At 47.5% G+C, this 22,930-nt stretch carries 22 protein-coding genes; 6 read left to right on the top strand and 16 right to left on the bottom strand.

Features of this window, described 5'->3' with window-relative positions:
• Together H608_RS0109555 and H608_RS21830 are read right to left on the bottom strand one after the other, a co-directional pair.
• Positions 1–190: hypothetical protein (locus tag H608_RS0109555; RefSeq protein ID WP_028787491.1), on the bottom strand; the 190-nt coding region annotated here is incomplete at its 3' end.
• A gap of 49 nt (positions 191–239) precedes the next feature.
• Positions 240–1,106 carry an MraY family glycosyltransferase gene (locus H608_RS21830; RefSeq protein ID WP_051268173.1) on the bottom strand — a complete coding sequence of 289 codons (867 nt, stop codon included), beginning with the start codon at positions 1,104–1,106 and terminating at the stop codon, positions 240–242.
• A gap of 235 nt (positions 1,107–1,341) precedes the next feature.
• Here H608_RS21830 and H608_RS0109545 point away from each other — a divergent pair, with 235 nt between their 5' ends.
• On the top strand, positions 1,342–2,175 hold the full coding sequence (locus H608_RS0109545) for a transketolase (protein ID WP_028787490.1): 834 nt from the start codon (positions 1,342–1,344) through the stop codon (positions 2,173–2,175).
• Between the two features lie 252 nt (positions 2,176–2,427).
• On the opposite strand, the gene H608_RS0109540 is transcribed toward H608_RS0109545, so the two are convergent.
• Entirely contained in the window at positions 2,428–3,651 is a 1,224-nt protein-coding gene (locus H608_RS0109540) for an FtsX-like permease family protein (RefSeq protein ID WP_028787489.1), read from the bottom strand.
• Between the two features lie 30 nt (positions 3,652–3,681).
• Positions 3,682–4,050 (bottom strand): 30S ribosome-binding factor RbfA, encoded by a 369-nt coding sequence (gene rbfA, locus H608_RS0109535; RefSeq protein ID WP_028787488.1) that lies wholly within the window; start codon positions 4,048–4,050, stop codon positions 3,682–3,684.
• A gap of 123 nt (positions 4,051–4,173) precedes the next feature.
• Between rbfA and H608_RS0109530 the strand changes: the two genes are divergently transcribed.
• Entirely contained in the window at positions 4,174–5,976 is a 1,803-nt protein-coding gene (locus H608_RS0109530) for an ABC transporter ATP-binding protein (protein ID WP_028787487.1), read from the top strand.
• A 102-nt stretch (positions 5,977–6,078) separates the two neighbouring features.
• Here the strand turns inward: H608_RS0109530 and H608_RS0109525 are convergent, their stop codons facing one another.
• On the bottom strand, positions 6,079–7,221 hold the full coding sequence (locus H608_RS0109525) for an acyl-CoA dehydrogenase family protein (RefSeq protein WP_028787486.1): 1,143 nt from the start codon (positions 7,219–7,221) through the stop codon (positions 6,079–6,081).
• Positions 7,222–7,690: 469 nt separating this feature from the next.
• Here H608_RS0109525 and H608_RS0109515 point away from each other — a divergent pair, with 469 nt between their 5' ends.
• Together H608_RS0109515 and H608_RS0109510 are read left to right on the top strand one after the other, a co-directional pair.
• On the top strand, positions 7,691–8,179 hold the full coding sequence (locus tag H608_RS0109515) for a hypothetical protein (RefSeq protein WP_028787484.1): 489 nt from the start codon (positions 7,691–7,693) through the stop codon (positions 8,177–8,179).
• Between the two features lies 1 nt (position 8,180).
• Positions 8,181–8,648: a hypothetical protein gene (locus H608_RS0109510; protein ID WP_028787483.1), complete on the top strand. Its 468-nt coding sequence runs from the start codon at positions 8,181–8,183 to the stop codon at positions 8,646–8,648.
• Positions 8,649–8,661: 13 nt separating this feature from the next.
• On the opposite strand, the gene H608_RS0109505 is transcribed toward H608_RS0109510, so the two are convergent.
• The 3 genes from H608_RS0109505 to porX form a co-directional block, all read right to left on the bottom strand.
• Positions 8,662–9,438 (bottom strand): MBL fold metallo-hydrolase, encoded by a 777-nt coding sequence (locus H608_RS0109505; protein ID WP_028787482.1) that lies wholly within the window; start codon positions 9,436–9,438, stop codon positions 8,662–8,664.
• A 32-nt stretch (positions 9,439–9,470) separates the two neighbouring features.
• Positions 9,471–9,749, bottom strand: coding sequence for a hypothetical protein (locus H608_RS0109500; RefSeq protein ID WP_028787481.1), 279 nt, complete (start codon positions 9,747–9,749; stop codon positions 9,471–9,473).
• 105 nt (positions 9,750–9,854) lie between these two features.
• Entirely contained in the window at positions 9,855–11,411 is a 1,557-nt protein-coding gene (porX, locus tag H608_RS0109495) for a T9SS response regulator signal transducer PorX (protein ID WP_028787480.1), read from the bottom strand.
• A 235-nt stretch (positions 11,412–11,646) separates the two neighbouring features.
• Between porX and H608_RS0109490 the strand changes: the two genes are divergently transcribed.
• Positions 11,647–12,867 carry an HD domain-containing protein gene (locus tag H608_RS0109490; protein WP_028787479.1) on the top strand — a complete coding sequence of 407 codons (1,221 nt, stop codon included), beginning with the start codon at positions 11,647–11,649 and terminating at the stop codon, positions 12,865–12,867.
• 42 nt (positions 12,868–12,909) lie between these two features.
• The gene (gene lpxD / locus H608_RS0109485) at positions 12,910–13,953 is read left to right on the top strand and encodes a UDP-3-O-(3-hydroxymyristoyl)glucosamine N-acyltransferase (protein WP_028787478.1); all 1,044 of its coding nucleotides are present in this window, start codon (positions 12,910–12,912) and stop codon (positions 13,951–13,953) included.
• A 199-nt stretch (positions 13,954–14,152) separates the two neighbouring features.
• Here lpxD and H608_RS0109480 read toward each other — a convergent pair whose 3' ends face one another.
• From H608_RS0109480 to H608_RS0109445, 8 genes are all read right to left on the bottom strand, one after another.
• Positions 14,153–15,010 carry an energy transducer TonB gene (locus tag H608_RS0109480; RefSeq protein WP_028787477.1) on the bottom strand — a complete coding sequence of 286 codons (858 nt, stop codon included), beginning with the start codon at positions 15,008–15,010 and terminating at the stop codon, positions 14,153–14,155.
• A gap of 218 nt (positions 15,011–15,228) precedes the next feature.
• Complete coding sequence (locus H608_RS0109475; RefSeq protein ID WP_028787476.1) at positions 15,229–16,059, bottom strand: energy transducer TonB; 831 nt, start codon at positions 16,057–16,059, stop codon at positions 15,229–15,231.
• A gap of 52 nt (positions 16,060–16,111) precedes the next feature.
• On the bottom strand, positions 16,112–16,729 hold the full coding sequence (locus H608_RS0109470) for an ExbD/TolR family protein (RefSeq protein WP_028787475.1): 618 nt from the start codon (positions 16,727–16,729) through the stop codon (positions 16,112–16,114).
• Between the two features lie 31 nt (positions 16,730–16,760).
• Complete coding sequence (locus tag H608_RS21825) at positions 16,761–17,429, bottom strand: ExbD/TolR family protein (RefSeq protein WP_051268171.1); 669 nt, start codon at positions 17,427–17,429, stop codon at positions 16,761–16,763.
• Between the two features lie 63 nt (positions 17,430–17,492).
• Positions 17,493–18,344 carry a MotA/TolQ/ExbB proton channel family protein gene (locus H608_RS0109460; protein ID WP_028787474.1) on the bottom strand — a complete coding sequence of 284 codons (852 nt, stop codon included), beginning with the start codon at positions 18,342–18,344 and terminating at the stop codon, positions 17,493–17,495.
• Positions 18,345–18,546: 202 nt separating this feature from the next.
• Complete coding sequence (locus H608_RS0109455; protein ID WP_028787473.1) at positions 18,547–19,827, bottom strand: ABC transporter permease; 1,281 nt, start codon at positions 19,825–19,827, stop codon at positions 18,547–18,549.
• 158 nt (positions 19,828–19,985) lie between these two features.
• Positions 19,986–21,371 (bottom strand): NADH-quinone oxidoreductase subunit N, encoded by a 1,386-nt coding sequence (locus H608_RS0109450; protein ID WP_028787472.1) that lies wholly within the window; start codon positions 21,369–21,371, stop codon positions 19,986–19,988.
• Between the two features lie 12 nt (positions 21,372–21,383).
• Entirely contained in the window at positions 21,384–22,853 is a 1,470-nt protein-coding gene (locus tag H608_RS0109445; protein ID WP_028787471.1) for a complex I subunit 4 family protein, read from the bottom strand.
• Between the last annotated feature and the right edge of the window lie 77 nt (positions 22,854–22,930).

Raw genomic sequence — 22,930 nt, 5'->3', positions numbered from 1 at the left:
CTGAACCCGGCGTGAACCGCTTATCCAGCGCCTGCCGGCTCATACAAACAGCCTCCTGCTGCCATAGCTTCAGGCTGTGTTGCTGCAGGCTTGCCGCTCCATACTCATACTGATCAAACAACAACATCCGCACAAAACTCTCCACGCCCAATTTGCGTTTACGTTGGATCAATCCTGTTTGAAGTGCCAACGCATTTAACTGCTGCGGTGAAAAAATGGCGCTTAACTTACCGGCTATCTCATTGATCGCTTTCAGACTCAGTTCCCTTGAAACAAACCGTTTCTTCCTCTAACACTAAGTTGACGGCTATGGAGAAAACACGAAGCGTATCGAGCAGGGGCACTATAAGAATAGCGAATGCGATAGGTACGGAAGCCGGTACGGGAATGGGCACCGACGAATCATTGGTGATATTGATGAACTTGATAGCAAGGATGGCATTCAGCAATCCGATCATCAGCGAACCGCAGTCGCCCATGAAAATGCGCGCGGGGTGATGGTTGAAGATGAGGAATGCGATGAGGCTTCCCGCCATGGAGAAGGCCAGCAAAGCATAAGCCTGCTCGCGTATCATAAAGAAATAGGTGCCAAATACCAGCATCGTCAACAGCCCAAGGCTCGCGGCGAGACCGTCTACACCGTCGACCAGGTTGAAAGAGTTGATGATCACGATAACGGTAAGGTAAGACAACGCATAGCTGAACGCTTCGGGCAGTTCGTTGATGCCGAACAGGCCGTACATGCTGTTTAGGCGGATATCACCGAGGTGTATCAGGATCGCTGCCGCAATGATCTGCCCTACAAATTTTTTACTGGCGGAAAGAATCACGAGGTCATCTTTCAGGCCAAGGAAAAAGATTACGAGAGCAGCGGCAAAAAAGTATTGAAATTCGGGATTGAATTGCCCCTGGATTGACAAGAGCGATGCAAAGAGAAAGCCACCAAAAATACCTACCCCGCCCAACGAAGCCACAGGGTGAGTGTGAAGCTTTCTTTCGTCAGGTACATCATAAAGTTTTTTCAGGTCAGCTATCTGCAGCACTACCGGTATTGCCAGAAATGAGATAATAAAGGCTACGGCAGCTGTCAGCAACACATCGGGCATTAAGTAAATTTTAACAGTTCACAAAAATAAGTATTCCCCTGAAAGATCACTGGAATACCGACCTTTTTTTGTCACAGCACAATAATTTAATTCCGCTCTGCGCAAGGCTTTTCGGGTTATCGGGCTAATTTGGCTTAGGAGGATGGACGTTTGTATCGAAAAAGGTTGCACATTTGCACCACAACCAAGAGGACAGGGGCGGCAAGATACAAAAACTTTAAAACATTCCTATTTTATGGCAGAACTCAAGGCAATTGCGTCGCAGATACGCCGGGATATCGTCCGGATGGTTCATGGTGCGAGCAGCGGTCACCCGGGTGGTTCACTGGGCTGCGCCGACTTCTTTACTGCATTGTATTTCAATGTAATGAAACATAATCCGGACTTTGACATGGATGCACGCGACGAAGACGTGTTTTTCCTGTCAAACGGCCATATTTCCCCTGTTTTTTACTCTACCCTGGCCCGTTCAGGCTATTTCGATATAAAAGAGCTGTCCACTTTCCGCAAAATCAATTCCCGGCTGCAGGGCCACCCTGCCACGCACGAACACCTTCCCGGTATCCGTGTAGCCAGCGGTTCGCTCGGACAAGGCATGAGTGTGGCGCTCGGCGCTGCATTGGCCAAAAAATTAAATGGTGACAACCACCTGGTATTCTCCCTCCATGGCGACGGCGAACTGGATGAAGGCCAGATCTGGGAAGCGACCATGTTTGCCGCCCACCATAAAGTGGACAACCTGATCTCCACCATCGACTGGAACGGTCAGCAAATCGACGGTCCCACCGACAAAGTGATGAGCCTCGGCAATATCCAGGAAAAATTCGAAGCTTTCGGTTGGGCTACACTTGAAATGAACGGCAACGATATGGATGATGTAGTGGCAACGCTGAACAAAGCCAAATCAATGACCGGCAAGGGTAAGCCAATCGCTATCATGATGCATACGGCTATGGGTAAGGGCGTTGACTTCATGGAAGGCACGCACGAATGGCACGGCATCGCGCCCAACGACGAACAACTGGCCAAAGCGCTGGATCAGTTGCCCGAGACACTTGGAGATTATTAAATTCAAAAGTCAAAAATAAAAATTCAAAAAAGTCCTGGCTGCAAACCGGGACTTTTTTATGGGTTGATAGTTGTGAAGGAACGTGAATCGTCATTGGTGAATGGTGAATGGTCAATCGTGAATAGTGAATGGTCAATGGTCAATGGTCAATCGTGAATAAAACAGCCGTGGCTCGTATACACGAACTACAAAACTTATAACGGCTGTTTCACCCTATACCCTATACCTTATACCTCACGCCTTATACCTTCCCTATTCGCTTCTCAACGAAAAATCCCTGTCCGCCGCTTTCCTCGAGGGCAGCCACGACGCTACCAGCGCGATCACAAAAACGGTAGCGCCCACCAGCAGGAAATCCGGCCAGCGTAATTCAACCGGGAAATAATCAATCAGGAATGAGCCGCCCGTAAGCGGGATGAGATGGAATTTTATTTGCAGGACAACGATCAGCACGGCAAGCAACATGCCCGCTACTCCACCGATGATGGCCAGCAGAAAGCCTTCACTCAGGAAAATGCGTTGTATGAATCCGCGGTTGGCACCCAATGCATGCAGGATACTGATGTCTTTTTGTTTTTCCAACACCAGCATCGTCAAGGCACCGATCATGTTGAAGGCTGCTACGATCAGGATGAGACAAAGCACACCGTAGATGGCCCATCGTTCGAGGTTCATAACGGCATAAAGACTTTGGTTCTGCTGATAACGGTCTTGCACTTTATAGGCGCTGCCCATCATTTTCTGCAACTGATCGCGGATCGTTTTACTCTGATCAGGATCGCGCAGCGAAATCTCCACAGCCGTGTAAGCATCGGCGGGTAAACGCAGTGCCCGTTTCACGAAATCAATATTGGTGAGTGCGTATTTGTTGTCGAAATCCTGCTGGATAATGAAGGCACCGGAGGTTTGAATGGTATCACTGCTGATATCATTCATTTCATCTATCTGCTCAGTAGTGCTTTTACGCGGCAGGTAAATACGCAAAGGCAGCAGGTTGCGGTCGGCCTGGATACCTAATGCTCCTTCGATACCTGCACCCAGGATAAGTTTGGGAGCAGCTTCGGAACCAAGATTGTAAGTTCCGTTGATCAGGTGAGAAGGCACGCCGCTGATAAACCGATAGGTTTCATCCACTCCCTTGAGATAAACAACGGATTGGTAGTCGCCCTGCTGGACGATCGCCTTTTCTTCAACCACCAGGGAAACGTTGGCAACGCCACCGGTCTTTTTCAAATCTGCAAGCTGCGCTGCTGACAGGCTGAGTGTTTTGCCGTCTTTGGGAGATATGCGCAGGTCGGTATAAAAAGAGGAATACAATGATTTCACCAATCCTTCAAAGCCATTGAACACGCTCAACACCAGGATCAATGCAGTAGTGCCGATAACGATCGCCACAATGCTGATCCATGCAATGATATTGATGGCATTCGCTGATTTTTTGGCTTTGAAATACCGCCAGGCAAATAGGAAGTACAAGAGATGTCCGGTTATTTGGTGAGATGCTGGTTACTCGCCTTTATTCTTTTCTTCGTTGATTTTTTTGAACAGTTCTTCCATACGGAATACATGATCCAGGGTATCGTCGTAGAAGAATTTCAGCACGGGCATGCTCCGCAATTGATGACGCACGCGTGCCGTCAGTTCTTTTTTGATTTCATGATGCTTATCTTCTATGTGTTTGAGCGCAGCTTCTTTGTCGGCCACCTGGAAAAAGCTCACATAGAAGCGGGCTTCGAGCAGGTCCGGTGTTACTTTAACAGATGAAATGGAAACCATTCCTCCACCGATCATGTTGAGTCCCAGCCGTTGAAAAATGGTATTCATTTCTTCGTTGAGCAGGCCGGCGATCTGTTTCTGTCTTTTTCCTTCTTCCATAATTCATTGATTTTTCCCGTACCGGACCGGTGAATTTTACAGACGGCAGGCCGCTGTTCCGGGCGGTTTGGGCTACGGCGGTAAAATTACTTACTTTGTGCCGTTTAAGCTATTAATACTGTAATGAAGAAATATTCGAGGATTTTTAACTATCTCGGGCAATTCAAGGGCAAAGTAGTCCTCTACTTTGTCTTTATTGTGCTGTCGATAGTCTTTTCCATTGTGTCATTGGGCATGCTGGCTCCTTTCTTTCAACTTATTTTTAAGGGCAATATGGGTGAGCTGGGTGAGAACCCGGTTACCACTTATATCAGCAGGTTCCTGATTGAACCCGGGCAGCCTTTCAATCCTTTGCACGGGCTGGCGGTCATCTGTGTGATCATTATCGTGTCCATTTTTCTCAAAAATCTTTTCCTCTATCTTTCTTTCTATGTGCTCAATCCGCTCAAGAACCGCATCGTCAACAACCTGCGGTCGGAGCTGTACGAAAAGATCCTGCATTTACCGATCGGTTATTTCACCGAACAGCGCAAGGGAGATCTGATCAGCCGCATTACGAACGATGTGTCCGAGGTGGAGTCTTCACTGGTTGGAGCATTGGAAGGATGGATCCGCGATCCCCTCACCATCGTCGTCAACTTTGGCGTACTGTTTTATATCAGCCCCAAACTGACCTTCGCCATCTTAATTTGTATCCCGGTTATCGGGTTTGTGCTGGGTCGCATATCACGCGCGCTGAAGCGTCACTCCAACGAAGCTGCCGAAAAGCATGGTGAATCCTTGTCGGTGATCGACGAAACCCTCAACGGTCTGCGGGTAATCAAAGCTTTCAACGTAGAATCATTATTGAAGGGCCGGTTCGGACGCATCAACGATGAATTGCTGGATGCCAAAAATCGTATCAGCCGCCGCCGCGATATGGCTTCTCCCATGTCTGAATTACTGGGGGTAATGGTCTTTGTTGGCATACTTTGGTTTGGCGGCCAATTGGTGCTGGAGCAAAAGCTCGATGGACTGGATGCCTCTCTTTTCCTTACCTACCTGGCGCTTTTCTACAACATCATCAACCCGGTAAAAACGTTGTCCACATCTTTCAGCAATATGCAGAAAGGGTCGGCTGCGATCAAACGGATTGAAGAAGTATTGACTACACCTCAAACCGTAGATGATAACCCCAATGGGAAAAAACTGGAATCGTTCAACAGCAGCATCGAGTTCCGCAATGTGCGTTTTGCTTATGACGATGCGGTGATCCTGGACAATATTAATCTCGTTGTTGAAAAAGGAAAAACGGTCGCGCTTGTAGGCTCTTCAGGCGCAGGAAAATCCACGCTCGCCGATCTTGTGCCGCGTTTCCATGACGTGACATCCGGTGAGGTATTGATCGATGGCGTCAACATCCGCGATTATTCGCTGCACAGTGTACGCAGCCAGATGAGCATTGTAACGCAGGAGCCCATCCTGTTCAACGATACCATTGCCAACAACATTGCATTGGGTGCCACCGATGCCAGTGATGAAGAAATACACAAGGCTGCCGAAGTAGCGAATGCGCATAATTTTATCACACAAAAGGAACTGGGCTATCAAAGCAACATCGGTGACCGTGGCAGCAAACTCAGCGGTGGCGAACGTCAGCGCCTGACTATTGCCCGCGCCGTGTTAAAAAATCCGCCGATCCTGATTCTCGACGAAGCCACGTCTTCTCTCGATACCGAAAGCGAACGGCTGGTGCAGGATGCCATCAACAACATGATGCAGAACCGCACGAGTATCGTGATCGCTCACCGTCTCAGCACGATCCGTCATGCCGACGAAATCATCGTATTACAAAAGGGAAAAATTGTTGAGCGCGGCACCCACGCCGAACTGATCACGCAAAACGGTTTTTATAAGCGGTTGGTGGATATGCAGGAAGTGAAGTAGTTAATTTGAGAATTTGATGATTTGAAAATTTGACAATGAAACAGCCGGATACTTCCTGTTATAATCGCCATTTTCAAATTTTCAAATCATCAAATTATCACATTACTTCTTCAACTCTTCTCTCGAAATCACGAGTTTCTGAATTTCGCTGGTGCCTTCTCCGATGGTGCAGAGTTTGGCATCGCGGTAGAATTTTTCAACGGGAAAATCTTTGGTATAGCCATAACCGCCGAATACCTGCACAGCATCGTTGGCTACCCTCACGGCTACTTCGCTTGCGTAGTATTTGGCCATGGCGGCTTCGCGGGTCATGGGTAAATGGCGGTTCTTGAGATCGCAGGCCTGCAGGATAAGGAGATTGGCCGCTTCTATTTCGGTGGCCATATCGGCCAATTTGAAGGAAATACCCTGGAAGCTTGCGATGGGTTTATCGAACTGATGGCGCTCCTGTGCATACTGTCGCGCCGCGTCGTAAGCGCCGCGGGCAATGCCCAGTGACAAGGCGGCAATCGAAATGCGGCCGCCATCGAGCACTTTCATGGCCTGGTAAAAACCGTCCCCTACTTCTCCGAGGCGCTGGCTATCGGAAATACGGCACTGATCGAAAACCATTTCAGCCGTTTCGCTGGCGCGCATACCGAGTTTATTTTCTTTTTTTCCGGCGCTGAAACCCGGTGTTCCTCTTTCCACGATAAAGGCGGTGGCGTTGTTGCGTGTGCGGGGTTCGCCGGTGCGGCAGACAACTACGGCCACGTCGCCGGACTTGCCGTGCGTGATCCAGTTTTTGGTGCCGTTGATAATCCATCCATCGCCATCGCGGACGGCTGTGCAGCGCATATTGCCGGCATCACTGCCGGTGTTGGCTTCTGTCAAACCCCAGGCACCGATCCATTCGGCGGTGGCGAGTTTGGGCAGGTAAGTCTGTTTTTGTTCTTCGTTGCCGAATTGCAGGATATGTCCGGTACAGAGTGAATTGTGTGCGGCGAGACTGAGTCCTACAGAGCCGCAGACGCGGGCTACTTCTTCGATAACGGTTTTGTATTCGAAATAAGAAAGTCCGGCACCGCCGTATTGTTCGGGTACGAGTACGCCCATCAGTCCCAACTTGCCCATTTCTTTAAATGTTTCAACGGGAAATTCCTGGGACTCGTCCCACTCCATAATGTATGGGCGGATGTGTTGACGGGCGAAGTCGCGGGCGGTCTGTGCTACCTGTTCGGTGAGTTCGTTCTGTAGGAAGTTCATAAGTAAATTAAAAAATTAAACCTATAAGGCCTTTTGAGCCTTATAGGTTTTTACGGCAAGCAAACGGCATCGTTAAAGGTCTGTACAAAAATAAAGGTTATTGACCGAAACTAACAAGTGTTAGGTTTGAAAAAAGTATAAAATTTTCATTAAAATTTAAGTGTTTATCGTACGGCTATGGGTACTACGGCAATGTACTTTTGATTTATTCAACCACAAATCATGAGCAGTATACTTTCGGATAAAAAAACAATTTTCCTTTTGGAATGGATTCTTGTCTGTCTTTTCCGGCGGCAGTAGGATAGCTGAATTCAGAACGAGATTATCCCAGCGAACCAACGAAGAAGCACTCACTGGCGACTGGCAGGCAGTCGGTCACGATATGTGGTCGGCATTCCGGAAACTGGAGGCGGAGTTGAAAGATCAGAACACCCCAGAAAAGCTTGTCCTGTAAACATCCTCATCACACATGCCGCAGAAAAAGAATGATATAATCAACAATCAGGCAATCAGAAAAGACACCACAACGTCAGCATGGTTCGAAAAGATGATTGATCATATCAGAACGGATTATCTTTTGTATTCTTCAGGAGTTGCCACCGCTGAAACAAAAAAGTTTTATGATCAGCTTATCTCAGGGAACACTGCAGCAGTATTCAGAAACTCACGGGAGACCAGTTCAAGATTCTTCATCACCAGTATTTTGAGGGAATATGTCTCAGAACTTGGTTCAACTAACAATAAACCGCTAAAACTTGCCATGGCATTGACAGACTCCAAGCTTTTGGTTTGGGCAGAGATAAAAGACGACGATGAAGCCATGGAAAATGCTTTGTTGCTTACTGAAGCAAAGATCAATGCACGATATTTCGATAAAGGCTTCTACCTATCATCCACTATTGTCGAAGAGTCTGATAATTTATCAACTCCACCACAATACATAAACCTATTACATTAAGTTGGCTTCATTTGACGAACATATTTCACAGACTCAAAAGAATCTTTTCTTCTTAGAGAGCACAAACAAGCAAAACTCGAAATTCTGGGATTGGCAGGTAACGGTATGCTTTTATTCTGCCGTTCATGCAGTCAATGCCCACCTGGCCAGGATTGCAGATTTGCACTACAGAGCGCAAGAAGAGGTCAAAAATGCATTAAATCCATTTGGATTATCGCCTGCCAAAATTGATGAGGACATTTATTTAAGCTATGTCAAATTAGAAGGCCTGGCCAGACGTGCCCGCTATCTTTGCCATGATAATCGTGAAAATAAATCCGTTAAGCAACACCTGACTCACGATAAACATTTTGCAAGGGCGGTTCGCCATCTAGACAAAATAATTGCTTATTTTAAATCAAAGTATAAGATACCGATGCCGGTTATTACACTTACTGCTCCAGAACTTACATCATCTCTTATTACCTAAAACTTACCACTCCCTACACCTCCACCACCAGCCGGTCATAAGCCAACGCCATCCCTTCCGGCAACTCTTCACTCACCTCCGCATGCAATCCTAACTGATGCGAGATATGCGTAAAATAAGCCTGCGGAACTTCAAGGTCATTCACCAATGTCACCGCTTCTTGCAGCGTAAAATGCGAAAGATGCTGTTCCTTACGCAGCGCATTTACCACCAATACTGATGACCCGCGCACAAGCGAGCACGCTTCCGGATCCAGCCGGTTCGCATCTGTGATATAGGTAAATGTGCCGAAACGAAAAGCGCTTACCGGCATTTTATAATGCCATACCGTAACAGGCTGTACCGGTATGTCGCCCACCATGAACGGCTCCTCGTCAAATGTGTGGAGATTCAATTCGGGAAGACCCGGATATTTTGTATCGGCAAATGCATAATAGAAATCACGACGCAGCGCCTCTTCCGTCAACGAGTTCGCATAAATATCCATCGGCTTCCGGGAGAAAAAATTATAGGCCCGGATATCATCGAGACCGGCAATATGATCTTTATGAGGGTGCGTAAACAATACGGCATCGAGGTGACGCACATCCTCGCGCAACATCTGGTAGCGGAAGTCGGGGCCCGTATCCACGATCAGCGTTGTGGCAGACGATTGCACCAGTATACTCGACCGCAGGCGATTGTCACGCGGATCGGCAGACCGGCATACTTCACAGTCGCAGCCAATCATCGGCACACCACTGCTTGTACCGGTTCCCAGGAATGTTATTTTAAGCGGAGGACAGGACACAGGTTTGTTTTATTCCGCCGGCGCGGATGTGGTCAGTCTTCCTGAGACTGCTGCGCACGGGCATTGATCTCAAGATATAATTTACGGGCATCGTCTGTCAGCATATCGGGATTGATGTCCAGTTGGGTGATCAGGTCCATCAGCGTATTGATCCGCCCTTCGATCTGCAGGAATTTATTCAACACAATAACCTTCTTCTCCTCCAGTATGCAATAACCGCTCTGAAAGGTTCCGCGTTCATACCGCAGCACATAACCCGACTGCTCAGGTATCGTCTCTAACTTGTCTAGCGTGGTTTGAGTGTATTTCATCCGGAACGTTAATGATATAAATGAATAACCACAAATTTACGCAAGCCTGGCCGGGAGAACCGGCCTGTTGTCAGCGTTTTTTCCACAACAGATGCACGGTTTTTCCTACTTGCTCTGCATTTTGATCACGGGAACGATCATTTCTTCCAGGCTGACACCTCCGTGCTGGAACGTATTCCGGTAATAGTTGACGTAATAGTTGTAGTTGTTGGGGTAACACAGGAACCCGTCCTCTTTTGCGAATATATAGGAAGAATTGACCGTAGGCGTCGGCAATCCGGCCTCTTTCGGGTCGCGGAAGGCCAGTACATCCTTTGGTTCATAGTTCAGGTTCCGGCCATGTTTATAACGCAGATTGGTCGTCGTTTGCTTGTCTCCTACCACTTTGCAGGGATTTTTTACCCGCACACTGCCATGATCGGTAGCCAGGATCACCCGGATGTTTTTCTCCGAAATCTTCCGCAGCGCCTGGTGCAGCGGTGAGTGCTCAAACCAACTGGCCGTGATGCTGCGGTAACTCATTTCATCTCCCGCCAGTTCTTTCAGCACTTCCATTTCCGTGCGCGCATGGCTGAGCATGTCTACAAAATTGTAAACAATCACGTTGAGGTCATTGGTCAGCAGGTTGTGCATATTGTTGACCAAATCAAGGCCCGCCTGGTTGTTGACCACTTTTGTATAAGACACTTTTATATCTTCCTTGCCCAACCGCTTCAACTGCGCGCGCAACAATTCTTCTTCGTGCAGATTTTTCCCGCCTTCTTCATCGTCGTTTTTCCATTGATTGGGAAATTTCTTTTCTATGTCGATGGGCAACATGCCGGCAAAAATGGCATTCCGCGCATATTGCGTGGCGGTGGGAAGAATACTGTAAAAACTATCTTCTTCCAGTATCCGGAAGCTTTCGGCAAAGATGGGTTGAATGGCTTTCCATTGATCAAACCGGAGATTGTCGATCAGTATAAAAAACAGCGGTGTTCCTTTTTCCAGGTGAGGCAATACTTTAAACTGCATCAGCGAATGACTCATCACCGGGCCTTCCACACTTTTAGGTCCTGTCCATTTCGAGTAATTGCGGGAGATGAATTTGAAAAACTCCGTATTGGCTTCATTCTTCTGTGTCTGCAAGACTTCCACCATTTCAGGACTGTCGGTTTTTTGCATCTCCAGTTCCCAATACACCAGTTTTTTATAGATATCCATCCATTCGTTGAAGTCGGGATTGCTGTTCAGGGCCATGAACAGGTTGCGGAATTGCTGCTGGTAAGCTGTCGTGGTTTTTTCCGATACCAGCCTTTTGTTGTCGATGATCTTTTTCAGGCTCAGCCAAACCTGGTTGGGATTAACCGGTTTGATCAGGTAATCGCTTATCTGCGAACCGATGGCTTCATCCATCAGGTTTTCGGTTTCGTTTTTGGTAATCAGCACCACGGGCAGCGACTGGTTCAGCTCTTTTATTTTGGCCAGTGTTTCCAGCCCCGTAATGCCCGGCATCGATTCATCGATCAATACTACGTCCACGAGATTATCTTTCACGTAATCAATGGCATCAAATCCATTCGTAAACGTCTGTACATCGTATCCTTTGTTTTCCAGGAAAAGTTTCTGCGATTGCAGGCTCTCTATTTCGTCGTCGACCCAGATTATATGCGCTAATGCCATATTCAAGTAAAAATTAAAAAGTAAAAAGTCAAAAAAAACGGAGTGGCTTTGAATTTTGATTTTTTGAATTCTTCCAAATTTACAGCCAAGGTTCCACTTGCCGGGAAGCGTTTCCCTTTTTTCTTGTTAAGACTTGACCGCCGTGCAGACCCGGCACAGTGTAAGTTAGCTTTTTCATGGCCGGTAGCGTACTTTTGTTCTCTTTCCCGGTCCGGGCTTTACCAAAAATCAAAAAATGAACGCTGTCCGCAAGATCATCAACGACCCTGTCTATGGATTTATTACCATCGATCATCCTTTGATCCTGCAAATCATTTCTCATCCGTATTATCAGCGGTTGAGAAATATTCACCAGATGGCATTTGCGCATATTGTCTATCCCGGAGCCGTGCATACAAGATTGCATCATTCGCTTGGTGCTTATCACCTGATGTGTACAGCCTTAAGTGAATTAAAAAGCAAGCAGATCCCTATTACCGAAGACGAAGAGCTGGGCGCAAAGATCGCGATCCTGCTGCACGATATCGGCCATGGTCCGTTTTCCCATGCGCTCGAAAACGAACTGATTCCCGGTGCGCACCATGAAAAAATATCGCTTTGTATCATGGAAGCGCTCAATGAAGAGTTTAACGGTCAGCTTTCTACCGCCATCGCCATCTTCACCAACAAACACTCCAAACCTTTCCTGCATCAACTGGTATCCGGACAACTGGATGTAGACCGCATGGATTACCTGAACCGCGACAGCTTTTTCACCGGCGTGGCGGAGGGTGTGATCGGTTATGACCGTATCATCAAAATGCTGGCGGTAAAAGATGGTAATTTACTGGTAGAAGAGAAAGCCGTTTATTCCATTGAAAAATTCCTGCTCGCACGCAGGCTGATGTACTGGCAGGTATACCTGCACAAAACGGTGATCGCTGCCGAAATGATGGTGGTCAAGATCATCCATCGTGCAAAAGAACTCATCGCCCTTGGCGAAGAAGTGAATGCCGCTTCATTGACCTTTGACAAAATGCTGAAAAAGCCTGATGAATACCGCAATATAAAAGCAGTATTACCGGCGTTCTGCCAGTTGGACGATCACGATATCATGGCCACGATCAAAAACTGGATCCATCACCCGGATAAAATATTAAGCCTGCTTTGCCGTTCTTTGATTGACCGCAGATTGTATAAGGTAAAATTGCAGGCCGAACCCATACCCGGACAAACCCTGGAGCAGGCGAGAGCAGCCATTATGGAAAAATTCGGGGTAGGCCCGGAGGAAGCTCACTACCTGGTATTCACGGGAGTAGCCAGCAACACCACTTACAACCTTACTGACGAGCGGATCAGCATACTTTTCAAAGACGGGACCATCAAAGATATCTCGGAAGTGGACAATGCCCTGATCCAGCACAATTTAAGCAGCAAGGTCAAAAAACATTACATTTGTTGTATGAGATATGCTTAGGAAGAACCGGGCATTTTCAAACTCGTTTTAACATTAAACTATATGACCTTCCCTGCCTCCCAGATTGCTTTTCTTATTAACGGTAAAGTTGAGGGCGACCCGAATGTTGCCGTGAACTCTTTTGGAAAAATTGAAGAAGCCAGGGAAGGGCAACTCAGTTTCCTGGCCAATCTTAAATATGAGGACTACCTCTACAGCACCGGTGCCAGCGTGATCATCCTGAATGAAAACTATGAACTGAAACAACCCGTGAGCGCAACATTGATCCGCGTGCCGGATGCATACAGCGCTTTTGCCACGCTACTGACCAAGTACCAGGAGATCATGCAGCAACAGCTTCAGGGCGTTCAGGAACCGGCTTATATCGCCAAATCGGCTACGTATGGCGAACAGGTATTCATCGGTGCATTTGCCTATCTCGGCGAAAATGTACGCATCGGCAACAATACTAAAATTTATCCCAACGCTTATATCGGCAATAACGTCACCATCGGCGACAACTGTGTTATTCATCCCGGTGTAAAGATTTACCACGATTGCCAGATCGGCAATCATGTATCGATCCATGCCGGTACGGTAGTGGGCAGTGATGGATTCGGATTCGCCCCGCAAGCAGATGGTAGTTTTAAGAAAGTACCGCAGATCGGCAATGTAGTGATCCATGACTATGTAGAGATCGGAGCCAACGCCACGATCGACCGTGCCACCATCGGTTCCACCGTTATTAAATCGGGCGCCAAGCTGGACAACCTGATCCAGATCGCGCACAATGTGGAAGTAGGCAACAGCACCGTCATTGCAGCACAGGCCGGTGTAAGTGGCAGCACCAAAATCGGTAACGGCGTAATGATCGGCGGGCAGGCTGGTATTGTCGGTCACATTCAACTCGGCGACGGAGCCAAAGTAAATGCGCAAAGCGGCGTAAGCAAATCCATCGAAGCCGGCAAAGCTGTCACCGGTTCTCCTGCGCATGATTATACGGCTGCATTAAGAAGCCAGGCGCTCAGCCGCAATCTTCCGATGCTGGAAAAAAGAATCAAGGAACTTGAAATACTCATACGGCAACTACTCGCCGAGAACGTATAACAATAAAGCCCCGCTCGCGGGGCTTTATTGTTAATTTGAAAATTTGATAATTTGAAAATGTATTAACAGGGGCTAACCGAGGTGCTTAACGTCAGTCGTCACTGGCTAAGCTCCTGGCGCTTCCGCGGCTGTTCAACTTATTACTTAATACTTATTACGGCTGTTTTCACCCTACATCTTACGCCTCTCCTCTTACACCTCAATTCTGCGCTACTTCAAACGTGATCGGTTGACGGCGATACGCTTTCACCAGGCGGCCGTTCTGCTGGGCGGGTTTCCACTTGCTTGCTTTTCTTAAAACACGCAAGGCTTCCTGCTCCATACCAAAGCCATGATGCGTGAGCGGTTTGAGGTCACTTACCACACCGTTTTCATCTACTACAAACTGAACGATCACGGTGTACTTGCCTTCGGGTGCGCCATTGTTGGGAGGCACATCGGCATCAAGGTTTCTGCGTAAAAAACTTTCCCAGGCTTTGGGGCCTCCTTCGAATGAAGCTTCGATCTCCACTTTCTCCCAGATATCCGGTTCCGGATTTTTCTTTTCAGGAATGATGCCGGTTCCATTGTCCAGAATTTTGGCGGGATTGGCTATGCCTTTGTCAACAGCCCCATCAAGATTTGTTTGTAGATCGATCTTTAAATTTTTCAGATCATCTTGCGTGGGAGGAGGATCTATAACCTGGTCGTCATCTGCTATTACAACATTGGTAGATTTGATCGTCTGCAACTGCAACTGTTCTACCAATTGTTGCTGCGGTTGCTCCTGTGGTTTTTGTTCTTCAGGAATCGGTTCAGGCTTTTTCTCTTCTTCCGGCATTTCAACCTCCGTAATTTTCACGCCCTCGTTGTCGATTTGCTGTGACAGATTTTTTTTGTTGTTGTTGATTACAGCGGCGCTGGCTACTATCCCTGCAACAGCAAGCCCCGTGATGAGTAATGCTTTTTTTAAACGTGAAGAATAAGTTTTGCGAAGCTCATAAGCCCCATAACTTTTGTTGCGTCCCTCGAATACGATATCGAGTACATCTGCGGTTAGAATTTTGTTGGTATCCATGGTTTATACTTTTCAATGAGATACCGGCAGGGTGAATTTCCACACGTGGAAATTCAATGTGTAAATGTGCAAGTGTGAAAATGTGTAAATGGTTTCAGCAGATAATGACAAGCAATTAGAATCACGCTCAATAATGATCATTCACTATTGACTTATTCACTATTCACAAAAAAACCTCCGCGGATTGCGGAGGTTTTTTTATCAGTAAGAAGTTTGAATTATTGTTCTTCTACCTGGAAGGTGATCGGCTGCTTGCGATAAGCTTTTACAGAGCGGCCGTTCTGAATAGCAGGTACCCATTTGGTAGCTTTCTTCAGTACACGAACAGCTTCCTGTTCCATACCGTAACCATGGCTGGTCAGCGGTTTAATATCACTCACCGTACCGTCCACAGACACTACAAACTGGATATAAACAGTGTAGTTGCCGGGAGGCGCTCCGTTATCCGGGGGAACGTTGGGGTCGAGGTTACGGCGGAGGAAGTTTTCCCACGCTTTAGGACCACCAGGATAAGAAGCTTCCACTTCCACTTTTTCGAAGATCTCAGGCTCTACTACTTTCTTGGTTTCGATCACACCTTTACCTTCATCGATCTGTACCGGTGTGGCGATACCCATGTCCTTGATACCTTCCTGGTTGATTACGTCGATCTTAACAGTTTTCAACTCTTCGTTGGTGGGAGGTGGTTCTTTCACTTCCTCATCCTTTACCACCACGGGAGGGGTAAACTGTTTCATTTCGATCTTGGGAGGATCTGGTGCTTTTGGCGGCGGTGGAGGTGGCGGTTCTACCGGCTTCTCCTCCTCCGGCGGCTTGATTTCCTGGATGGTGACCTCTGTCAGGGCTACTTTCTCAGGCTCCTTGCTCTTCAGGGCATTGGCCACGAAAGAGGCTACGAGCGCCAGGATTGCCACGGCAGCAGTAATGAGCAACGCAATACCGATACGCTTGTTGTACGTCCGGCGCAACTCATAGGCACCATAGTCTTTATTGCGACCTTCAAAAACCAGGTCCAGCAAATCCGACGATAGTATTTTGTTGGCTTCCATTTCTTTAATTTGTTTTAATTAGATGCTAAAGCGGATAGTTTCCACAAGCCGCTTATTGTTTTGGCGCGCTGCCTTCGGTTGCTTTGATCAGATCCATCTCAGTATCAGCTACTTTCACAAGAGCATAGCGTTCAACTTTATTAATGGTCATTTCGTCCAGGATGTCTACCGCATTCTTATAGGAAGACTCATCTGTGGGTTTGATCATCACAAAGAAGTCTTTTTGCTTGCAGAGACTAATGGGTTTTCCGGCATTCTGCTTTTCCGCCTCACATGCAGGGTCGCGCACATAGGAGGCTTCTACTTCCCTCTTCTTCTTGATGATGATATCACGCACCTGAGAATAAGAGGCTGTTTTGAAGTTGGAACCATCCGGCAGCAATTCACCTTCATAATAGAAGATGTGATTGTCTTTACCCAGCATGAGCGTAAGGGCACCTGATTGCTTTGTTTTTGTCAGTTCATCCTTTTTATCCGTGTCCTTGGGCATATTAAGGTCCATGGTCGTCGGATTGTTCATCGTCGCAGTGAAGATGAAGAAGGTGATCAGCAAAAAGGCAAGGTCAACCATCGGTGTCATGTCCACGCGTGTGTTCAGCTTTTTGGCTTTCTTCACGCCCGGGCCTTTCTTGTGGCCGCCACCGCCGTCGCCTGTATCTAAACTTGCCATTTTAAATGATTTTAAAAATTAAAATTTTTAGTTACTTCTTCGTTCCCAGGCGCTGTACCTCGCGGTTATAAGCATCCAGGTCGCTGTTACCGGGAACGCCTTCCGGCATGGTCACCAGGTTGTATTTCAGTTTGTCGTTGCGCTTCAGCGCATCTACCACTGCTTTGAACGTGGGATACTTGGATTCACCGTCACCTTTGATCAGGTATTTCAGCTCCTGGCCTGCAAATGCACGCTCAGATGCCGCAATCCACCATACCAGCTCGTTTGTTGCAGAGTCCAGCACGGGAATACCATCCTGTTTGATCTTGCTTTGCTCGGCAGCAGGATAAGCCAGGTAACCCTTGAGCTTGTTCACCGGCATACCGGTGATGCTGTTGCGGAAGTTTTTCACCTCAGCGTCAGAGAGGGTAATGTTGCGGGATAATGCCACATTACGCACGATCTCATCGGCAATCGCAGGGTCTTTTTTAGCGAATACGGAAAAGTAAACTTTGTTATCCTTGTCGATACTGATCATAACCGCGTTGTTATCGGGCAACTCAGTGGAGTTTACCGAATTAGGCGTTACGATCGGCACCGGCTCAGGTGGCTTGAACTTGGTCGCCATGATAAAGAAGGAAAGGATCAGGAACCCGATATCCACAAAGGGCGTCATATCGGTGTCCGTGCTTTTCTTCGGTATTTTGACACTTGGCATTTGTAAAACGTTTAGTATTTAGATGAAAAATGAGTCAGTTTCCACACAAATAGTTCCGGAGAATTATTTGTAGAGAGAACCGAAGCTTTGGGTCAGGGTGAAACCTGATTCATCGATACCGTACGTGATAGAGTCGATCTTGGTAGTGAAGATGTTGTACATGATCAGTGCCACAGCAGAAGTACCGATACCGAGTGCTGTATTATACAGGGCCTCAGAGATACCTTTTGCCAGTTCACCGGCGTTACCACCACCGTCGTCACCAAGCGCAGAGAATGAACGGATCATACCCAGTACCGTACCGAGGAGGGCAATCAGGGTACCACAGGATACGATAGTAGAAAGGAACACCAGGTTCTTTTGCAGCATAGGCAGTTCGAGCGCTGTAGCTTCTTCCACTTCTTTCTGGATAGCCAGTACTTTCTGGTCAGTGTCCAGCCCTGTTTCAGTGATCATCTCTTTGTAACGGCGCAGACCAGCTTTCATTACGTTGGCAACAGAACCTCTTTGTTTGTCGCACTCAGCAATAGCAGCATCTACGTTACGGTTAGCCAGGTGATACTGTACTTTTCTTACGAAATCGGAAATAGAACCTTTTCCTAATGCTTTGATAATGGTCAAGAATCTTTCAATAGAGAATACGATTACCATCAGGAGCATACCGACCAGGATCGGAACGATGATACCACCTTCATAGATACCATTCAATGCACCTTTGGGATCTTTGTGGTGTGGCCAGAATCCACCGGCAGGATCGGGTGTTTTAAAACCGTCGGGATTACCAAAAATAAAACGCCAGATACAGTAACCTGCAACAATACAAACGATAGGAGCAATCCAGGAAATGGCATTACTGCTTTTCTTGGCCTGAACAGATGTAGCTTTTACTGTTGCAGTGGGTTTAGTCTCCGCCATGATCTTAAATTTTTTAGATTTTTTTGTGAGATAAAAGTGTCTTGTTTTTAACGCTGCAATGCTAACGAAAAAGTTCAAACCAGAAACTTCCACGCTATACTTTTTTGCGTAAGGGCTTCAAGTTAAGGATTTTTTGAAAAGCAACAATTCTTTGAAAACAATTTGATAAGAATTTCATCTCATTTGATCCTCTGTACGTGCCTCACTCATAGCGCAATGCATCTATCGGGTTGAGCTTTCCCGCTTTCAGTGCCGGGTAAAGACCGGCCAGTAATCCGACTATACTACAGAGAATAATGCCGTAGAAAACCCAGTTCCAGGGAACGACAAAGCCCGTCTGCAAAACAATCGAAAACAGGTTGCCGATCACTATCCCAAGAAATATGCCGAACACAGCTCCTAAGAGACTGATTACGATTGCTTCCATTAAAAATTGCCGGCGTACCACACTGCTCTTTCCTCCTATCGCCTTGATCAGTCCCACCTCTTTGGTCCGCTCCGATACCGATACCAGCATAATATTCATCAACCCGATGGCCGCTCCGATCAGCGTGATCAACCCGATTACCGTAGCCGATATCGTCAGGAAACCCAGGCTGTTCATGGCTTTCTCCGCTATACTGTCGCTGCGGTCCAGGGCAAAATTATTCGCCTCCGACGGATTCATTTTCCTGATCGCCCTGAACGTACCCTCTGCCTCCCCCATCGCCGTAGGCACCTGCGTGATCTGTCCGGTCATCACCGCTATCACATACGAGTTTCCCGCCGGAAAGTTTCTTTCGATATTCTGGTAACTGGTGATGATCATATTGTCCCTGCTGAATCCGAATGAAGTGCCGCGGCTCTCCAATACACCCAGTACCCGATAGGGAAGATTGTTGATCCGGATCATTTTGCCTGTCGCCGCCGTTTCCGGCGCATCTCCACCGAATAACCTCTTTGCTACATCAAAGCCGAGTATACAAATATTCTGCCCACTGCTTACATCCTGGCGACTCATGTTTCTTCCCGATGACAACCGGAAACCGTTCAGCTGAACATAGTTTTCATCCCCGCCATACACCATTACATTCGGAGTGGTTTTCTTGCTGCCATACGAGGCTATGCTGTTGCGACTGCCAAATATCGATATGCTTACCTGCGCAGGATATTTATAGGTTTGTGCAAACATCACCGCCTCATCGCGCGTGATGCGTTTACCCATGTTTGATTTTTTTTCCCGCTGGCCTTTTTTGGATACAGTCACATCATTACCCCCGCCACCACCAAAACGGATGTTCCGCTCACGGAAACGAATAGTAAATGCATTCGCTCCCATTGTTGAAAAACTTTCGGAAAATTTCTGGTTCATTGCCTTGATCGCCGTAATGATCCCGATCAGCGCCATGATGCCAAATGCAATGATAGAGACAGTAAGACCTGTCCGCAGTTTATTACTGCCGATTGTGCGATAGGCTAAAGAAAATACATCACGCCAGGTCATGAAATTTTATGCTTCGTATTCTTTCCGCTCATAGCAGAAAAAGGAATGCCTCCCGAAGTTACACAAATCAGCACGAAGAAAATAAGTGAATCGTCAATTGTAACCGGGCTTTCTTCATGCGCCTCAGCACTTTTGAATTTTTACTTTTGACTTTTGAATTAAAAGTAAAGCCAGTTAAGGAGCAGGCTGGGGAATAACCCGAGTGCGATTATCAACGCAGCGACCAATACAAGCACCCATTTGAATCCTTTGCCGGGTTCCTGGAATGAAGCACTGTGTTCGCCCGCTTCGCGGAAATACATGGCCTGGATTACGCGGAAGTAGTAATACACGCTCACGGCCGCCATCAGCAGGGCAAATACAACCAGCCACAGGTTGGAACCCGTAGCCACTACTGCCTTGATCATGTAGAACTTCGCGAGGAAGCCCGCCGTAAGCGGAATACCCGCCAGTGAAAGAAGGAATATGGTAAGTGTTGCAGCAACCAGTGGCTGGCGTGCGGCAAGACCATTGAAACTTTCGTAGCTGTAATCATCCATGCGCGACAACACGCTGAAGATACCGATAGTAGCCAGGCTATAGGCCGCTCCGTACAGCAACAGCCCTTCCTTTGCATCGCCATTCAGCGCAAAGATCGCCAGCATCATAAAGCCCGCCTGTGCAATACTGGAATAAGCCAGCATTCGCTTTACACTTTGCTGGAACACCGCCGTGATGTTGCCCACAAAAAGTGTGGCAGCCGCCATCAACGCCACCCATAACTGCCAGGTGGGCTGCAGCAAACCAAAGGCATTTTCAAACAAACGGATAAAACCAATAAACACCGCGGCTTTCACCACCGTGGCCATGAATGAAGTAAACACTGTTGGTGCGCCATCGTACACGTCTGGCGTCCAGAAATGCAGCGGCGCCGCAGATACTTTAAAAGCCATCGAGAAAAGCATCAGCAACATACCCGCAATCATCAGCGGAGACCCCGGTATTTTCAGCAGGTTGAATTTTTCGATAGCGAATGTTCCCTGCGCACCATAGATCAGCGCGATACCCATGAGCATGAGCCCTGTTGAGAAGGCACCCATGAGAAAATATTTCAACGACGCTTCATTGCTTTTCAGGTTGCGTTTGTCGCTGCCGGTAAGAATATAAAGCGGAATGGTAATGATTTCTATACCGAGGAAAAGAATCAGCAAAGACTGGAATGAAGTAACCAGGAAGATGCCGCAGAGGACGAAGAAGAACAGGGCAAAATAATCCGCATAATTCTTCACGCCTACTCTTTCAATCGCTTTGCCGGTGAGCAGTACATATACCAGCACGCAGAAGATAGCAACGGAATTGAACAGGAATGCAAACCGGTCGAAGTGCAGGAAGTCTCCCAGATTAATGGAAAAAAACCGTGTACCGGACATGTCGAGCATATTGCTTGCGAGCAGCAGCAGCAAACCAATTATGGCTACGCTGCGGATGGCAGCGGGGCGCTTCAGCAGAATACCGCTAAACATCATGACTACTCCCAGAATGGCGGATAATACAAGTGCGTTCATAGTTCTTTCCTCTTACTTCTTTATAGACAAGACGTCGGCGTTTTTCAAGATGGTGTCGGTGATCTCATTGGTCAGGTTCAGCACCGGCTGCGGATAAATGCCCAATACAATGATGATGGCCACGATGATCGTCAGCGCGAGGCTTTCATTCCATTTCAGATCACGTGCGTTGGCGGTGAGTTCGTTTACTTCACCATAAAATGTTTTGCGGATCATTCCCAATGTGTATACTGCTCCGAGAATAATACCCGTACCGGCAAGCACGGTCAGCAATACACCGTATTTGGTAACGGTAGAATTCAGGATGCCATTGAACATCAGGAATTCGCCGATGAATCCGTTGGTAAGCGGCAGCGCTATATTGGCAAAGGCAATGATCACAAAGAAGATGGCCATCACCGGCGCTTTTTGTGCAATACCTCCGAGCTGGCTCATTTTACGTGTACCAAACTGACGCTCGATGATCTCTACGATGATCCACAATCCGATAATGTTAATACCATGGTTGAACATCTGGATCATCACTCCCTGCAGACCTGTTTTGTGTTCAGAGAAGATGGTGATACACATCAGACCGATGTGCGCAATGGACGAATAAGCAATCAGGCGTTTCATATCATCCTGGCGCATGGCAATCAGCGATGCATAGATGATGCCCGTTACGGCCATGCCACTTGCTACATCACCCCATGCATAGGAAGAGATCGGCAACACCGGCAGCAACCAACGCAGCAGACCGAGCAGCCCCATTTTCACCATCACACCACTCAGGATCATGGTGGCAGCAGTCGGCGATTGCTCGTACGTATCAGGCTGCCATGTATGAAAGGGAAATATGGGCATCTTTATCGCAAAAGCAACAAAGAACATCCAGAAAAGGAAAGTTTGTTCTTTGCTGGTAAGACGTACCGCATAGAAATCATGCATGGCAAATGAATTACCTGCACTGAAGTAAACATACAACAGGCCGACCAGCATGATTACTGAACCGGCAAACGTATATACGAAGAATTTGAAAGTAACCGGAATCCTGCGTTCACCACCCCAGCGTGAACAGATGAAGTACATCGGCACAAGTGCCAGTTCCCAGAAGAAATAGAACAGCAAGGCATCCGTGGCCAGGAATACGCCCATCAGACCGGCCTGCGCCAGCAACATCCATCCAAAGAAGGAATGACCATTCGGATAGCTTCTGCGCCAGGTAGCGAGGAACACCAGCGGAAAAGCCAGGGATGTAAGCAGGCAAAGCAGTTGCCCCATGCCATCGAGACCAACAGAAAAACTGCTGCCCAGCTCGGGTAACCACGTAGCGTGGAAGGAAAGGTAATTTGCTTTATTCAGCACGGTAAGTCCCAGCAGGGAAACAGCAAGGGTTACTACGGCAGCCAACATGGCCCAGCTACGGGCAGCCTGCTCCTTTTTTATAAAAAAAGTCGCTATGCCGCTCAGCAAAGGAACCAGTATCAATAAAAGTGCGATCATATAGCCTATACCGCCACTGCGGTGCTTTAATGCCCCGGATACAGAAGCCGGCGTTGTGCCTTCATCCTTTCCGGGAA

Origin of the sequence: Terrimonas ferruginea DSM 30193 (assembly GCF_000425585.1) — a bacterium.
GTDB classification, from domain to species: domain Bacteria; phylum Bacteroidota; class Bacteroidia; order Chitinophagales; family Chitinophagaceae; genus Terrimonas; species Terrimonas ferruginea.
The sequence above is the reverse complement of the archived record's forward strand: the minus strand, read 5'-3'. Positions and strand labels throughout refer to the sequence as shown.

Bases quoted from the DNA above. Each gene is read 5' to 3' on its own strand.
- H608_RS0109515 (WP_028787484.1), top strand. From the start codon at position 7,691: ATGCCGCAGAAAAAGAATGATATAATCAACAATCAGGCAATCAGAAAA.
- H608_RS0109470 (WP_028787475.1), bottom strand. From the start codon at position 16,729: ATGGCAAGTTTAGATACAGGCGACGGCGGTGGCGGCCACAAGAAAGGC.
- H608_RS0109455 (WP_028787473.1), bottom strand. From the start codon at position 19,827: ATGACCTGGCGTGATGTATTTTCTTTAGCCTATCGCACAATCGGCAGT.
- rbfA (WP_028787488.1), bottom strand. From the start codon at position 4,050: ATGGAAGAAGGAAAAAGACAGAAACAGATCGCCGGCCTGCTCAACGAA.
- lpxD (WP_028787478.1), top strand. From the start codon at position 12,910: ATGACCTTCCCTGCCTCCCAGATTGCTTTTCTTATTAACGGTAAAGTT.
- H608_RS0109530 (WP_028787487.1), top strand. From the start codon at position 4,174: ATGAAGAAATATTCGAGGATTTTTAACTATCTCGGGCAATTCAAGGGC.
- H608_RS0109525 (WP_028787486.1), bottom strand. From the start codon at position 7,221: ATGAACTTCCTACAGAACGAACTCACCGAACAGGTAGCACAGACCGCC.
- H608_RS0109445 (WP_028787471.1), bottom strand. From the start codon at position 22,853: ATGATCGCACTTTTATTGATACTGGTTCCTTTGCTGAGCGGCATAGCG.
- H608_RS0109490 (WP_028787479.1), top strand. From the start codon at position 11,647: ATGAACGCTGTCCGCAAGATCATCAACGACCCTGTCTATGGATTTATT.
- H608_RS0109450 (WP_028787472.1), bottom strand. From the start codon at position 21,371: ATGAACGCACTTGTATTATCCGCCATTCTGGGAGTAGTCATGATGTTT.
- H608_RS0109500 (WP_028787481.1), bottom strand. From the start codon at position 9,749: ATGAAATACACTCAAACCACGCTAGACAAGTTAGAGACGATACCTGAG.
- H608_RS0109460 (WP_028787474.1), bottom strand. From the start codon at position 18,344: ATGGCGGAGACTAAACCCACTGCAACAGTAAAAGCTACATCTGTTCAG.
- H608_RS0109545 (WP_028787490.1), top strand. From the start codon at position 1,342: ATGGCAGAACTCAAGGCAATTGCGTCGCAGATACGCCGGGATATCGTC.
- H608_RS0109480 (WP_028787477.1), bottom strand. From the start codon at position 15,010: ATGGATACCAACAAAATTCTAACCGCAGATGTACTCGATATCGTATTC.
- porX (WP_028787480.1), bottom strand. From the start codon at position 11,411: ATGGCATTAGCGCATATAATCTGGGTCGACGACGAAATAGAGAGCCTG.
- H608_RS21830 (WP_051268173.1), bottom strand. From the start codon at position 1,106: ATGCCCGATGTGTTGCTGACAGCTGCCGTAGCCTTTATTATCTCATTT.
- H608_RS21825 (WP_051268171.1), bottom strand. From the start codon at position 17,429: ATGCCAAGTGTCAAAATACCGAAGAAAAGCACGGACACCGATATGACG.
- H608_RS0109475 (WP_028787476.1), bottom strand. From the start codon at position 16,059: ATGGAAGCCAACAAAATACTATCGTCGGATTTGCTGGACCTGGTTTTT.